Source organism: Kribbella sp. NPDC050459 (assembly GCF_040655315.1).
Lineage (GTDB): Bacteria > Actinomycetota > Actinomycetes > Propionibacteriales > Kribbellaceae > Kribbella.
The window spans coordinates 242,121-256,137 of the sequence record NZ_JBFAJQ010000009.1 but is presented as its reverse complement, the minus strand read 5'-3'; the positions used below and the strand labels follow the sequence as shown (position 1 = coordinate 256,137).

The 14,017-nt window shown below is 70.3% G+C and carries 16 protein-coding genes; 8 read left to right on the top strand and 8 right to left on the bottom strand.

Going from position 1 to position 14,017, the window contains the following annotated elements:
* Positions 1 to 30: 30 nt before the first annotated feature.
* On the bottom strand, positions 31 to 444 hold the full coding sequence (locus AB0I12_RS27610; protein WP_359934881.1) for a hypothetical protein: 414 nt from the start codon (positions 442 to 444) through the stop codon (positions 31 to 33).
* Positions 445 to 502: 58 nt separating this feature from the next.
* On the bottom strand, positions 503 to 1,318 hold the full coding sequence (locus AB0I12_RS27605) for an endonuclease/exonuclease/phosphatase family protein (protein WP_359934879.1): 816 nt from the start codon (positions 1,316 to 1,318) through the stop codon (positions 503 to 505).
* Between the two features lie 270 nt (positions 1,319 to 1,588).
* Between AB0I12_RS27605 and AB0I12_RS27600 the strand changes: the two genes are divergently transcribed.
* Positions 1,589 to 2,227 (top strand): VanZ family protein, encoded by a 639-nt coding sequence (locus tag AB0I12_RS27600; RefSeq protein WP_359934877.1) that lies wholly within the window; start codon positions 1,589 to 1,591, stop codon positions 2,225 to 2,227.
* A gap of 63 nt (positions 2,228 to 2,290) precedes the next feature.
* Here the strand turns inward: AB0I12_RS27600 and AB0I12_RS27595 are convergent, their stop codons facing one another.
* The gene (locus tag AB0I12_RS27595) at positions 2,291 to 2,902 is read right to left on the bottom strand and encodes a pentapeptide repeat-containing protein (RefSeq protein WP_359934875.1); all 612 of its coding nucleotides are present in this window, start codon (positions 2,900 to 2,902) and stop codon (positions 2,291 to 2,293) included.
* 104 nt (positions 2,903 to 3,006) lie between these two features.
* Here AB0I12_RS27595 and AB0I12_RS27590 point away from each other — a divergent pair, with 104 nt between their 5' ends.
* Both AB0I12_RS27590 and AB0I12_RS27585 read left to right on the top strand, forming a co-directional pair.
* Complete coding sequence (locus AB0I12_RS27590; RefSeq protein WP_359934873.1) at positions 3,007 to 3,897, top strand: NAD(P)-dependent oxidoreductase; 891 nt, start codon at positions 3,007 to 3,009, stop codon at positions 3,895 to 3,897.
* Between the two features lie 4 nt (positions 3,898 to 3,901).
* Positions 3,902 to 4,657 (top strand): protein phosphatase 2C domain-containing protein, encoded by a 756-nt coding sequence (locus tag AB0I12_RS27585; RefSeq protein WP_359934871.1) that lies wholly within the window; start codon positions 3,902 to 3,904, stop codon positions 4,655 to 4,657.
* On the opposite strand, the gene AB0I12_RS27580 is transcribed toward AB0I12_RS27585, so the two are convergent.
* The 3 genes from AB0I12_RS27580 to AB0I12_RS27570 are packed head-to-tail and all read right to left on the bottom strand — an operon-like array spanning position 4,645 to position 7,776.
* Complete coding sequence (locus AB0I12_RS27580) at positions 4,645 to 5,586, bottom strand: DUF4328 domain-containing protein (RefSeq protein WP_359934869.1); 942 nt, start codon at positions 5,584 to 5,586, stop codon at positions 4,645 to 4,647. The genes AB0I12_RS27585 and AB0I12_RS27580 overlap by 13 nt on opposite strands.
* A 40-nt stretch (positions 5,587 to 5,626) precedes the next feature.
* Complete coding sequence (locus tag AB0I12_RS27575) at positions 5,627 to 7,159, bottom strand: glycerol-3-phosphate dehydrogenase/oxidase (protein ID WP_359934867.1); 1,533 nt, start codon at positions 7,157 to 7,159, stop codon at positions 5,627 to 5,629.
* The gene (locus tag AB0I12_RS27570; RefSeq protein WP_359934865.1) at positions 7,156 to 7,776 is read right to left on the bottom strand and encodes a helix-turn-helix domain-containing protein; all 621 of its coding nucleotides are present in this window, start codon (positions 7,774 to 7,776) and stop codon (positions 7,156 to 7,158) included. The genes AB0I12_RS27575 and AB0I12_RS27570 overlap by 4 nt, the downstream gene beginning before the upstream one ends.
* 119 nt (positions 7,777 to 7,895) lie before the next feature.
* Here AB0I12_RS27570 and AB0I12_RS27565 point away from each other — a divergent pair, with 119 nt between their 5' ends.
* The 4 genes from AB0I12_RS27565 (at position 7,896) to AB0I12_RS27550 (ending at position 11,517) form a co-directional block, all read left to right on the top strand.
* Positions 7,896 to 9,476, top strand: coding sequence for an FAD-binding oxidoreductase (locus AB0I12_RS27565; RefSeq protein WP_359934864.1), 1,581 nt, complete (start codon positions 7,896 to 7,898; stop codon positions 9,474 to 9,476).
* A gap of 22 nt (positions 9,477 to 9,498) precedes the next feature.
* A complete protein-coding gene (locus tag AB0I12_RS27560) occupies positions 9,499 to 10,218 on the top strand; it encodes an SDR family oxidoreductase (protein WP_359934862.1) in 720 nt (239 codons plus the stop codon).
* Positions 10,215 to 11,216, top strand: a complete 1,002-nt coding sequence (locus AB0I12_RS27555) for an S-adenosylmethionine:tRNA ribosyltransferase-isomerase (RefSeq protein WP_359934860.1) — start codon at positions 10,215 to 10,217, stop codon at positions 11,214 to 11,216. Before AB0I12_RS27560 ends, AB0I12_RS27555 begins: the two co-directional genes overlap by 4 nt.
* Positions 11,217 to 11,355: 139 nt before the next feature.
* Positions 11,356 to 11,517 carry a hypothetical protein gene (locus AB0I12_RS27550; RefSeq protein ID WP_359934858.1) on the top strand — a complete coding sequence of 54 codons (162 nt, stop codon included), beginning with the start codon at positions 11,356 to 11,358 and terminating at the stop codon, positions 11,515 to 11,517.
* 2 nt (positions 11,518 to 11,519) lie between these two features.
* Here AB0I12_RS27550 and AB0I12_RS27545 read toward each other — a convergent pair whose 3' ends face one another.
* Both AB0I12_RS27545 and AB0I12_RS27540 read right to left on the bottom strand, forming a co-directional pair.
* Positions 11,520 to 12,266: a rhomboid family intramembrane serine protease gene (locus AB0I12_RS27545; protein ID WP_359934856.1), complete on the bottom strand. Its 747-nt coding sequence runs from the start codon at positions 12,264 to 12,266 to the stop codon at positions 11,520 to 11,522.
* A 60-nt stretch (positions 12,267 to 12,326) separates the two neighbouring features.
* Entirely contained in the window at positions 12,327 to 12,857 is a 531-nt protein-coding gene (locus tag AB0I12_RS27540; RefSeq protein ID WP_359935050.1) for a peptidylprolyl isomerase, read from the bottom strand.
* Between the two features lie 277 nt (positions 12,858 to 13,134).
* Here AB0I12_RS27540 and AB0I12_RS27535 point away from each other — a divergent pair, with 277 nt between their 5' ends.
* Complete coding sequence (locus AB0I12_RS27535; RefSeq protein ID WP_359934854.1) at positions 13,135 to 14,010, top strand: hypothetical protein; 876 nt, start codon at positions 13,135 to 13,137, stop codon at positions 14,008 to 14,010.
* Positions 14,011 to 14,017 lie beyond the last annotated feature (7 nt).

Sequence of the window (14,017 nt, the reverse complement as noted above, 5' to 3'; positions counted from 1 at the left end):
GACCGCAGTGGCCAGACCTGCTCGCTCAGGTCACCCGGTGAACACCGCGCGGAGGTGCTTGCCGTTGACGAGCAACGCGACGCCGAGCAGCAGCAGACCGCACACGGCCTGCTCGCCCTTCAGCCACAGCGGGAAGGTGCCCGGCAGCGCGATGATCACCACGATCGCGACCAGCATCGCCGCCGAGACGATCCGGAGCCGGAGGAACCCCCGCCGCGAACCTCGGGACGCACTGCGGGCGAACAGAACGGTCAGCAGGGCACTCGCGACGACGATCGTGCCGCGGACCCAGACGGCATCGTTCACGACGGACGCATGATGGCGGAGGGCAACGATCGCGGCGAGCGTCAGCACGCTGATCGCGAGATACCCGCCGGTCAGCAGTTGCACGCTCCGCAGCGCGGCCGTGCTGCGTGGGTGTCCCACGTTCACTGGAGTAGTCATGTCTCGACTGTCCCGCTGTGGCCGTGGCCGGCACATCGCCCGCTCGGCTCCACCCTGATCAACCGATCGGTGGATTCCCCCGGTGCCGCCAGCGGAAATCGCAGACGACCGCGCGGTGGTCCGAGGGATGGATGCCGTCGACGGCGTCTCCCGCGACGACGGCCGACTCGACGTTGACGAGCTGGTCCTCGTGGCCCGGCCGGTAGAAGATGTGGTCGATCCGCTGGTCGACCAGCTCCGGGCCGGCCTCGAGCGGTGCGGACGGATGCGTCGACGGCAGCGTCACCGCATCGGGTCCACCGTTGCCCGCCGTCCACGCGTCGATCATCACGTCGCGGAGGGGACGCAGTACGGCGCTGTCCGCCGCGGCGTTCAGATCGCCCATCACCAGGGACGGGCACGGCCCGTCGGCCGATGGATGGGTGCCGAGGTCGGCGAGCAGCGTCGCCTGGGCGAGCCGGTCGTCGCTGAAGGTCGTCGCATGTTCCAGGCAGGCCGCCACGACCGGCAGCGGGCCCGCCGGATGAGCGACCCGGGCGCGCAGCGCGACCGGATCCCAGGATCGATGGCGGGCCGGCATCGGGATCGTCTCCTGCTCGACGATCGGCCAGCGACTCAGCAGTGCGACGCCGAGCTCGACCCCGGCGTGGTCGGGCGCCTGTGCCGGATCCGGGGACCGCGGGTACGACGGCGACGCGAAGACCGCATGGAATCCGAGCGCGTGGGCGAACTCGTCCGCCTGGGTGGTGCCGTCGCCGCCCCACACCTCCTGCAGGGCGAGCACGTCGGGCGTGAACCGCTCGATCGTCGCGAGGATCCCCGGCTGCCGCTCCCGCCAGCGCGGGCCGAACCGCCACCAGATGTTCCACGTCATCGCGCGAAGCTGCGGATCGACCACGGCTGTTCCCTCCGAATCGGCTGCGACCGATCCCCTGTACCCACCTCCGGCCCGCACAAGATCGTTGCCTCGAGCACCTTCCTTCTGTGTCAATTCGTGCACGGAGTATCACAGACTGTCACGGCGGGTTTACGGCTGCGTGCAGATGTCCGGACAGGGCTGGCGGCAGTACCGGCGGTCGGCTGATCGTCGAGTCAGGAAGTCGAGAGAGTTCGAGTCAGGTCGACCACGGGAGGGTCCGGACACGTGCTCGAGACTTATCGCGGGATCCCACACCTGTTGGACACCTGGCTCGTGCTGACCGGCATGGCATTGCCGGTGGCGCTGTCCTCGCTCCGTCGCCCGGGCGATCTGGTCCCCCGGCTGGCGGCGTTCTGTGCACCGGCCGCGTTCGCGCTGGTGATCGCGGCGACGCTCAGCCCGACGACCCACCGGCTCGGTCAGATCGGCCAGTGCGGCACGCACCTCACCACCACCGGCGGGCTGACGTCGCTCCAGGGGCTGCTCAACGTCGTGCTGTTCGTGCCGGCCGCGGGCATGCTGACGCTGGCCAGCGGTCGCCCCGGTGACGGCATCGCCGCCGGGATCGGGCTGTCGGCCGCCGTCGAGGCCGTCCAGGCGCTGGTGCCGCAACTCGGCAGGTCGTGCCAGTTGCACGACCTGATCGCGAACTCGCTCGGTGCGGCCTGTGGAGTCGGCTTGGCCGCCGGCGTCCAGACGCTGACCCGCCGGGTCGGCCCGGGCTTCCTGGTCGTCAGCCCGGCGGTGGTCGAACACGCTGCGATGCTCGTCGTCCGGCGGCCGCGGCCTCCGGCCCGGCACCGCCGGGGAACCCTCACCCGCCCGGTGCGATATCACAGTACGAATACACAGTTATCCGGATAGTTATCCACAGGCTGTGGATAGGACCGTGGATGACCGCCTGGCTATCTGGGGATATCCACAGCCTCAGGGGCGGACGTCGAGCCCGAGAGCGGCCGCGACGACCATCGCCTGGGTGATGTCGATGCGGGCGTCCCGGAGTGTGACGGTCACCGGGTCGAGCGTCGACAGGTCGGATCCGCGCAGGTCAGCACCGGTGAAATCGGCCTTCTGCAGGTACGCCCCGGACAGGTCGAGGTCCCGCAGCACCGCCTTCGGCGCCCGGACGCCGGTCAGATCTGCCTCGCGGAACTTCACCCCGGTGATCTCGGCGCCCTTCAGGTCCGCGCCGGGCAGTCCGGTGAACGACCAGTCGCCGCCGGACACCTTCATCAGGCTGTACGTACAGTCGTCGAAGAAGCTGCCGACGAACTTGCACCGGGCGAAGGTCGTGTCGAACAGCGAGCACCGGACGAACGTGCAGTTCACGAACGCGGCGTCGGTGTGCGTCGACGCGTTGAAGCGCACCCCGCGGAACGTGCACTCGTCGAACACACCGCCGCGGTTGTCCACCTCGGTCAGGTCACAGTCCACGAAAAGCACCCGCCGGTACGTCTGTCCGGACGGGTCCGCGTCGTCCCAGTCCCGGATCGTCGACTCGGTCGGCGCCGCCGGGCGCCCGTCCACTCGATCGGCCATGGCGCCCAGAGTGCCACGCCGTACGGACAGATACGGACAGAGTTGTGATGCTGACGACGGAGAACTCCCACGCGACCGACAAATACGGGCCGCACGATGGAGGAGTGACCGGAACTGAGCGGGTGATGGTGTTCGGCGCGGGAGGCTTCCTCGGCGCCAGGATCTGCGCGCTGCTCGCCGACCGGGGCATCGAGTACCGCGGGCTGAGCCGGACCCGGAGCGAGCCGTACCGGCGCTGCGACCTGGCCGCGATGCACCCGTACGCGCTGGACACCCAGATCGGGATGTACAAGCCGACGGTGATCGTCAACGCGGTCGGCGCCACGGTCGGCGAGCCGTCCGACCTGGTCCGGGCGAACGTGATCGCGGTCGAGGCCTTGCTCGCCTCGGTCCGCAGCCAGGCCGACCACGCCCGGTTCGTCCAACTCGGCTCCGCCGCGGAGTACGGCGGGGCGCCGCACGGCACCAGCCTGTCCGAGGAGAGCGCGCCGCGGCCGGCCGGCCCGTACGGCATCACCAAGCTCGCCGGGTCCGAGCTCGTCCTCCGGGCACAGCGAGCCGGTGCCGACGCCGTCGTCCTGCGGATCTTCGACGTGATCGGGCCGGGGGCTCCGGCCAGCACGCTGACCGGCCGGGTGATCCGGGACCTGCGGTCGCGCCAGTTGATCGAGGTCGGGTCACTGGACGTGTGGCGCGACTTCGTCGACGTCCGGGACGTCGCCGAGGCGGTGCTCGCGGTCGCGCTCGCGGACCGGAAGCTGTCGCCGGTGCTGAACGTCGGGACCGGCCGGGCGACGCTCGCGCGGGACGTCGCCGGGCAGTTGTTCGAGCTCAGCGGCCAGCCGGCGACGATCGTCGACGATACCGGCGAGGAGACCGCACTCGGCGCACCGTGGCAGCAGGCCGACACGACACGCATCGGGGATGAGCTCGGCTGGTCACCGAAGATCTCCCTGGACCAATCCCTCTCCGACAGCTGGGCTGAGTCAGACTAGGTGCGTGGAGATCCGCTCGCTCAGTGAGGCCGCGCCGGATCGGGTTCCGCCCGCCGTCAACGAGGATCTCGTGGTGACCGGGCCCGACTTCGCCGTCGTACTGGACGGAGCCACCGCTCCGCAGGGCGTCGAGTCAGGCTGCCGGCACGATGTCCCGTGGCTGGTGAAGCAGCTCGCGCAGCAGCTGGCCCCTCCGCTGCTCACGCAGACGTCCGCATCGCTGCCCAATGTGCTCGCAGACGCGATCGCCGCCGTCCGCGCGACCCACGCGGACACCTGCGACGTCAGTAATCCCGACAGCCCGTCGTCCACGGTCTCGATGGTTCGTCTGCACGCGGATCACGTCGAGCATCTGGTCCTGGCAGACTCGCCCGTGATCATGCGCTCCCCCGACGGCAAGGTCACCGTCCACAGCGACGACCGGATCGACCGGCTCCCGGAGCGGACCCTCGAGGCGGTACGCCGGTTGCGTAATCGGCCCGGCGGCTTCTGGGCGGCGAGCACCGCGCCCGAGGCGGCGTACCAGGCAGTCACCGGGACGACGGACCGCGCCGACGTCGACGTGATCGCGATCCTCTCCGACGGCGCGTCCCGCTTCACCGAACGCTACGGGCACTCGTGGGACGAGCTGCTCGACGTACTGACTGTCGACGGTCCGCGACAGCTGATCGACCGCGTCCGGGAACACGACGCCGCCTGCGCCGCACCTGGGTGGAAGCGGTACGACGACGCGAGCGCCGTCCTGCTTCAGGGACCGTAGGTCGGGAAACCCGGACCGGGGTGCTGCCGGCGCGGGGCGTACTGCGGCGGTTGGGGCGGGGACGCGAAGTCCTGGACCCGCGGCGGCGCGAGGCGCTCCTGCTGCCAGCTTCCGACCTGGAGCAGCAGCAGCGCGGCCGTGATCGCCGCGACGACCAGCAGCACCGCCGCCACGGTGAACCCGATGTTGACGCCCAGCGCGAGGCGGACCATGAAGTCCTGCAGGTCGTAGATGTCGACGTACGAGCTGTTCGGATCGCCGCTGTCGGCGGCGTTGACCAGCCGGACGATCCAGATGATCATCCCGATCACCGCGGCCGCACCGCCGCCGACGATGATCACCCAGAAGGCGCTCCACGAGACCCACCAGGTATAGAGCAGGGCGTGGATCCGGCCGGATCGCGCGACACCGGGCCGGCTGGGAGGCTCACTGGCGCGGGCGACGTCCTCGACGACCTGCAGCGGGTACCAGAACTGCACGATCGGGCAGAACCAGGAGCCGACGACCCAACCGGGTGCCCTCCGGTGCATGCGCTGCACAGGCACGGTCGGGGTCGGGGAGAACGGCGAGTAGAGGAAGTCGACGTTGTCGCGGGCCCGCCACAGCCAGACCAGGAACGCGATCCCGGTCCCGACCAGCAGGTAGCCCACCAGGTCGAGGAGCGGTCCGCTGCCGGCGATCGACTCGAGGCCGCGGTCGATCTCCTCGTCCGAGAGCAGCCCGTACACGAACCGCTTCACCTCGCCGTACGAGCGCCACATCAGCACGCACTGGATCACAGCGCCGAGCGCGGTCACCCCCATCAGCGCGATGCTCACGATCGCCAGCGCCCGCAACGGCCGGTACTGCGGCACGACCGGCATCGGCCGGTACGGCATCGGCTGGTACGGCCCCGGACCTTGATACGGCCCCGGATACGGCTGCGTCACACTCCACCTCCCCGGAGCCAAGTTAACCCCACGGCTGGAGTCACACCGCCGCGAAGGCCTCCAGCACCGCGGGCAGGGCCAGCTCCCGGTCCGCCGCCGACAGCCCGATCCGCGTCCGCCGATCCAGTACGTCGTCCGCGGTCAGGGCCCCCTCGTGCCGGACCGCGAACTTCACCTCGGCGTACGTCGTCCGCAGCCCCGGCGCGATCGGGGCCTGCAACTCGGGCGCACCGGCGATCACCTGCGGCGCCTCCACGCCGTACCGCTGGACGAACCGGGCGGGCGCCCTGACCGCGGCCAAATGCACGCGATCGGCCGCGCCGACCAATGGGATCCGATGCGTCTCACAGGACCGCCGCACCTCGAGCGTCGACTGCGCGAGCGCCGTGTCGAGCGTGTCCTGTGCCATCCGGCGGTACGTCGTGAGCTTGCCGCCGACGATCGTCACCACGCCGTCCGGGCTGGTGATCACCGCGTGCCGCCGGGAGATGTCGGCGGTCTTGTCCTCGCCCTTGTGGTGGCCGGTGTCGAGCAGCGGCCGCAGCCCGGCGTACGTGCCGAGCAGGTCCGCGCGGGTCACCGGCTGCTGCACCGCCGAGCTGATCGTGCCAAGCAGGAAGTCGATCTCCGCGTCGCTCGCCCGCGGTACGTCGCTCACCGGGCCGGGCGCCTCCTCGTCGGTGAGGCCGACGTACACCCGGTCGTCGGGCGCCGGGATCGCCATCACCACGCGGCGCAGCTCGCCGGGCACCGGCACGGTGAGGATGGCGGACAACCCGCCGAACACCGACTGCGGCAACACCAGATGGGCACCGCGGCTCGGGCGGAGCTTGATGCCGGAGGCAACCTGGTCGGCCCAGATACCGGCCGCGTTGATCACGATCCGCGCGTCCACCGACCGCCGGTCCCCGGTCAGCTGGTCGACCAGGACCGCTCCCCGGCCGGTGACCTCGGTCGCGGCGACGCGGGTCAGGATCCGGGCGCCGTACTGCGCCGCGGTGCGGGCGATCGCGACGACCAGGCGCGCGTCGTCGTACAACTGGCCGTCCCAGGTCAGGAAACCGCCGCGCAACCCGTCCGGGCGCAGCGTCGGCGCGTACCGGAGGATCTCGGCCGAGCCGATCCGGCGGGAGTGCGGGAGGTAGTCGTCGCTGGTGCGGGCGAACGTGCGCAGGACGTCGCCGCCGAGGAACGCCGACCGCAGCATCGCGGCCTGCGCGAAACTTGCCTGCGGCAACCACGGCGCGATCTGCGGGATCGGGTGCACCAGGTGCGGCGCGGTGGTCTTCATCAGGATGCCGCGCTCGACGGCGCTCTCGTACGCGATGCCGACATGGCCGGACGCCAGATATCGCAGCCCGCCGTGCACGAGCTTCGAGCTCCACCGGCTGGTCCCGAAGGCCAGATCGTGCTTCTCCACCAGGACAACGCTCAGTCCGCGCGCGGCCGCGTCCAGCGCCACGCCGGCGCCGGTGACCCCGCCGCCGATCACGAGCACGTCGACCGCCCGGAGCTCGCTCAGCTCCCGGGCCCGCCGTGCCGCGTTCAGACTCGCGTTGCCCACGGAGATCATGGCGCCAAGTACCTCGTGAGCATCGTCCGCAGTTCCTCGTCGAGCTTCGGGTACTCGTCCTTCTCGGCCATCACCGGGCCGGACACCGCGGACGCCAGCGAGACCAGGATGATCTGCCGCGCCAGCCACACCGGGTCGCCGTCGCGGATCGAGCCGTCGGCCTGACCCTGGCGGATGCCCTCCTCGACGAGCGCCAGGTGCGCGACCGTGCTGCTGCCGCGGCGCTCCAGCAGGTACGGCGTGAGGAACTCGGGGTCGAGCTCGATGATCTTCCGCATCAACGGGTGCACACGGGTCTTCGCGACCACCTCGACGACACCCTCGACCAGGCGGGCGCGACCGTCGACGGCGTCCGGCTGGAACGCGGACACCAGCGCGATCGTCCACTCCCGGGTCATCAACGCGGCGACCACGGCCTGCACGTTCGGCCAGCGCCGGTAGAGGGTCGCGCGGGAGACCTCGGCGTGCCGGGCGATGTCGGCCATCGTCATCCGGCGCATCCCGATCGCGAGCAGCAACTCGTACGCCGCGTCCAGGATCCGCTCCTCGCCGATCGCGTTCGCCGGCGTCGGGCGCGTGCTGGTCTCTTGGTCCGGTTCGCTGCTACGCTGAGACATCACACGTCAGAGTGTATCAGCGACTCTGTCATCCCGGAACTGTCCAGGGGAGGTGGGAGCCAGGGGGTTCCACCTCCCCTGGACGCTACCTCGCCACACCACCTGAAAGGGAGTCAGCGATGACCGAATCCGACCTCCCGGTGGTGCAACTCACGCCCGGCCGCTGGGGCGACCCCGCCCACCCGGTCGACCTCCCCGCAGCCGCCCGGGAAGCTCTCAAACACCTAGGCGTCCACCGCCCCGCCCCAGCACCCAGCGCAGCGGCCGGTGGTGAGAGTGAGCTGTCCGCGTCGCAGCTCGGGTTCTTGACGGCTGTTGTGGGCTCTCAGCACGTGGCGTCCGACTGGGACTCTCGCTGGGCACACACGCGGGGATACTCGACGACAGACCTGCTGCGGTTCCGCGCCGGCGACACCTCCGACATGCCGGACGCGGTCGTCTACCCCGCCACACACGACGAAGTGCAAGAGCTTCTGACCGGCTGCGCAGAGCACGACTTGGCAGTCGTCCCGTACGCCGGCGGCACCTCGGTCGTGGGCGGGCTCGCACCCACTCGCCGCTTCGTCACTGTGGACCTCAAGCGCCTTGACCAGCTGCTCGAGCTGGACGAGATCTCGAGAACAGCCACGCTCCAAGCGGGCGTCCGCGGTCCAGCAGCCGAGGCACTGCTGGCCGAGCGCGGCTACACGCTCGGCCACTTTCCCCAGTCGTACGAAGGCGCATCGATCGGCGGGTACGCGGCGACGCGCTCGAGCGGTCAGTCCTCCGCCGGATACGGCCGGTTCGACCAGATGGTGGTGGGCCTGACCGTCGCCACCCCGAGCGGCACGATCGAGCTCGGCCGGGCCCCGATGTCCGCGGCCGGCCCCGACCTGCGCCAGCTCGTGCTCGGCTCCGAGGGTGCGTTCGGGGTCATCACCTCGGTCGTCGTACGGGTCCGCCCGCGGCCCACCGAGCGGCACTTCGAGGGCTGGCGTTTCGACTCGTTCGAGGCCGGCCTGACCGCCGTCCGGCGACTCGCGCAGGACGGCCCGCTGCCGACCGTGCTCCGCCTGTCGGACGAGGTCGAAACGGCGGTGAACCTGGCCGACCCGGACGTGCTCGGTGGCGGATCCGGCGGCGTCCTGGCGATCATCGGCTTCGACGGCCCGTACAACCAGGCGACCGCAGACGTGCTGACCGCGGCCGGCGGGCAGAACCTCGGCGAGGGACCGGGCGAGACCTGGCGGACCGGCCGCTACCGCGCGCCGTACTTGCGCGATCCCCTCCTCGACGAGGGCGCGCTCGTCGAGACCCTCGAAACAGCCGCGTTCTGGTCGCGCATCCCAGCCCTGAAGGCGGCCGTCACCGAAGCCGTCACCGGCGCGCTGAGCGCGACGCCGCCGTTGGTTCTGTGCCACATCTCCCACGTGTACGAGACCGGCGCTTCGCTCTACTTCACGGTGATCTGCGCCCAGGCCGACGATCCGGTCGAGCAGTGGCGCACCGCCAAACACGCGGCGAACCAGGCGATCGCGGCGGCCGGCGGCACGATCTCCCATCACCACGGCGTCGGCACCGACCATCGCGACGCCTACGCGGCAGAGATCGGCCCGCTGGCGATCGAGGCCCTCCAGGCCGTCAAGCACACGCTCGATCCACACAACGTGATGAACCCAGGAATCCTGCTCCCCGAAGAGCGGCCCTTGACTTCAAGTTGACTTGAGGTACGACGGTGTCGGCATGACTCCTGAACCGTCCGATCGTCCCGTTGCTCTCATCACCGGTGCGTCCGCCGGGCTCGGGCTCGCCCTTGCGCACGGGCTCGCCGATCGCGGCTGGGCGCTCGTCATCGACGCCCGCGGCGCCGAAGCGCTCAAGGACGCCGCCGACGCCTTGGCCGACCGTACGGACGTCGTACCGCTCGCCGGCGACGTCACCGACCCGGATCACCGCGCCGACCTGGTGGACGCGATCGCCGAACTCGGTCGGCTCGATCTGCTCGTCAACAACGCCAGCTACCTCGGGCAGAGCCCGCTGCAAGCACTCGGCTCGGCGGACCTCGACGAGCTCCGCCGCGTCTACGAGGTCGACGTACTCGCACCGATCGCGCTGACGCAAGCCCTGCTCCCCGCACTCACCACAGCGTCCGGTGTGCTGATCAACATCAGCTCCGACGCGGCGGTGGAGGCATATGAGACCTGGGGCGGCTACGGCTCGGCCAAGGCCGCGCTCGACCACGCGACCCGGGTACTGGCCGCGGAGCACCCGGCGCTGGCCGTGTACGCCGTGGATCCGGGCGATCTGCGGACGGCGATGCACCAGGCCGCGTTCCCCGGTGAGGACATTTCCGACCGGCCAGAGCCCGCAACCGTCGTACCGGCGTTCCTCAACCTGCTGGACAGCCGGCCCGCGAGCGGCAGGTACCGAGCGGCCGAGTTCGCGCCGGCGGTGGCGTCGTGAAGGTGCACCCGCACACCCGATTCGTGCTGCCGGAGGCGCTGAACGCCGGCGAACCACCGGAAGCCCGCGGCGTGTCGCGGGACCAGGTGAAGCTGCTGGTCGCGGAGGGGTCGACCGTCACGCACACCCGCTTCGACCGGATCGGCGACCATCTGCGGCCCGGCGACCTGCTGCTCGTCAACACGTCGACCACCCTGGCGGCCGCCGTCGACGGCACGCCGTACACCGTGCACTTCTCGACGTCGCTCGACGACGGCACCTGGGTCGTCGAACTGCGCAACGGCGGTCGCCCGATGTTCGACGGTACGGCGGGCGAGCGGGTGGAGTTGCCCGAAGGCGCGCTGACGCTGCTGGCGCCGTACCACGGCAATCGGCTGTGGATCGCCAAGCCGCCGGTCGACGATGTGCTCGGGTATCTGCGGCGGCACGGGCGGCCGATCACGTACGACTACGTCGGCAAGCGGTGGCCGGTGGCGTCCTACCAGACCGTCTTCGCGCGCGACCCCGGCAGCGCGGAGATGCCGAGCGCCGCACGTCCGTTCAGCTTCGAGCTGGTGAGTCACTTGGCGTCGGAGGGCGTCCTGATCGCGCCGATCGTGTTGCACTGCGGCGTGTCCTCGCTGGAGAGCCACGAGCCACCGCAGCCGGAGCGGTACGACGTGCCCGCGCACACGGCTCGCCTCGTCAACTGGGTCAAGGCGAACGGTGGCCGCGTGATCGCGGTAGGCACCACCGCCGTCCGAGCCATCGAGACCGCCGCCGGCTCCGACGGCACCGTCACCCCGTCCCACGGCTGGACCGACCTGATCCTGAGCCCGGACCGCCCGCCGCACGTAGTCGACGGCCTGATCACCGGCTGGCACGCCCCCGAAGCCTCACACCTACTCCTCCTGGAGTCGGTAGCCGGCCCCGAACAGGTCCAGCACGCCTACAACGCCGCGATCGCCCACAACTACCTCTGGCACGAGTTCGGCGACAGCTGCCTGCTGCTCCGCTGACGGTGGCGGTTCAAAGTGCAACTAATTGGCCTAGGCCACAACTTGTGCTCAGTTGGGTAAAACCTGGTGACAGGCCGGGCGCGGTACTCGTCTAATCAGGTGACGTCCCGACGGGGGACCAACTGGTAAGGACATCCACATGAGCCCACGCGCAGTGGACAAACGGGCCCGCCCCGGCAACGAGCATCAGGTCGTGCAGCCTGCCGCCCCGGAGACGCCCAGCGCGGTCACCGCGCTCCAGGCCGCCGATCACACCAAGCGCATCTCCGAGCACAAGCAGCCCACCAAGGCCGCCTCCTGAGCTCAGGCGTTCTGTTTGTCGCGGTGGTTGTGATCTGAGAGCCGGACGAAGATCCAGCCGATCGCGGCACCGGTGACGAAGCCGCCGAGGTGGCCTTCCCAGGAGACGCTCGGGATGGCGAAGGACAGGAACGCGGTGACGGCGACGTACATGATGATCCAGGTGATGTCGAGGCCGCGGGCGCGGCTGATCACCAGGAGGGCGCCGACCAGGCCGAGGACCGCGCCGGAGGCACCGAGCGTCGCGCCGCCGGGGGACGACAGCAGCCAGACCGCGACGCTGCCGCCGATCGCCGACAGCAGGTACAGGATCGTGAACCGGAGCCGGCCGAGCATCCGCTCCAGCGGCGGGCCGAGCTGCCAGAGCATGAACAGGTTCGCGAAGATGTGGAAGAACTGCCAGTGCGTGAAGGCGGAGGTGAGCATCCGCCACGGCTCGGTCTCGACCAGGACCGGGACCATCACCAGGTCGCCCAGGAGTTGCGGGCTGCCGACGCGGACGGCGATGAAGACCAGGAGGTTCAGCGCGATCAGCGTGTAGGTGACGACCTGCTGGTTGCCGGCGCGCTGGATGCCGCCGAGTGACGTCCGGGTGCGCGGGATCGAGCGGACGCCCTCGTTGAAGCAGTTCGGGCACTGGAAGCCGACGGCGGCGCTGTTCATGCAGTCCGGGCAGATCGGCCGGTCGCAGCGCTGGCAGCGCACCCCGGCGGGCCGATCCGGGTGCCGGTAGCAGACGGTCTCGGTCACGCGGGTTGCGTCCCTCCCCTGGAAGCGCGGGGCCGACGGTGCGCCGGCCCCGCGGGAAACTCAGGCGTTCTTGCGCTCGACGACGACCTTGTTGATGACGATCGGCTCGAGCGGCCGGTCACCGGGTGCCGTCTTCGCGGTGGCGATCGCGTCCACGACCTTCTTGGACTCGTCGTCGACGACCTCGCCGAAGATCGTGTGCTTGCGGTTCAGGTGCGGCGTCGGGACCACGGTCACGAAGAACTGCGAACCGTTGGTGCCGCGGCCGAACTGGATGCCGGCGTTCGCCATTGCGAGCAGGTACGGACGGTCGAACTGGAGCTCCGGGTGGATCTCGTCGTCGAACTGGTACCCGGGCGTGCCGGTGCCGGTGCCGAGCGGGCAGCCGCCCTGGATCATGAACCCGTCGATCACCCGGTGGAAGCCGAGGCCGTCGTAGAACGGGCGGGTGACCTGCTGGCCGGTCTCCGGGTCGGTCCACTCCTTGGTGCCCTCGGCCAGGCCGACGAAGTTGCTCACCGTCTTCGGCGCGTGGTTGGGGAACAACCTGATGACGACGTCGCCCTTGTTCGTCTGCAGGGTTGCGTACAGCTCTTCGGCCACGGGAGTCACTCCTAGTCGGAATACAACGGCTTACCCCTCGATCCTGTCATGTGAGTTCAAGAACAACCGCATCGACCGGCGGAGCAGGACGCCCGGATCGGCACGATGTGTACGGAGAGTGCGGTGGGGGCACCGGGTTATCGGCTCGTGACGTCGTACGATGCAGATGAAGCCGGATTTGTCCAGAGCCGTAACCAGATGGAGCCCATGTCGCCGATGGGCGGGAGAGCTGTCCGCTGGGGCGGGTGGCACCGAGGAGGGAACCGTGGGTTTGAGGAAGTCCAAGGGCCGGGTCGAGACCGCCAAGGGCCGGGTCCGGCCACTTGCCGAGTCGGCGTCGGAGAAGCTCGGACCGGCCGTCGGCCAGGTCCGTGAGCACCTCGCACCGGCTGTGGGCACCGCACGGGAGAAGGTGTCGCCGTACGCCGAGAAGGCCGTCGAGCGGGGCGCGCACCTCGCCAGCCAGGCGGTGGAGAAGGCCGGTCCGGTGCTCGACGACGCGCTCGCCAAGGTGGGACCGGCGACCGAGCACGCGGCCGAGAAGGCGCGTGAGCGACTGAACGACGACCTGCTGCCGAAGGTGACCGCCGCGCTGGCGACCCTGGCAGCCGCCGCCGAGCCGGTCGTCGAAGAGACCGCCCGCCGGGGCAAGGCCACCAAGGCCGCGCTCAAGGGTGAGCTCGACGTGCCGAAGAAGAGCCACAAGCTCCGCAACGTGGCACTGTTCCTGGGCCTCGGCGCACTGGCCGCGGCAGCGGTGAAGAAGCTGCTGACCCCGCCGGAGCCGGCCTGGCAGTCCACGCCGACCAGCGGTCGCGACTACAGCTCGGCCCCGGCCGGGACGGCGTCGCGCCCGACCGACACCACGACGTCGTCCAACGGCCAGACGGACGCGAAGCCGGCCTCCGAGGCCAAGCCGGACGCCGCCACGACCGACGCCGCCACGACCGACGCCGCCAAGGCGGAGGCAGCCAAGACAGAGGCAGCCAAGGCCGACGCCTCCAAGGCCGAGGCCCCGAAGGCGGAGGCCAAGGCCGACGAGGCCAAGGACGACGTGAAGGCTGCTTCGAACGGCGTGGCGAAGAAGGCCACGACCAGGAAGTCGACGGGCTCCAGCGAGTCCAAGCCCAGCGACTCCTGACACCACC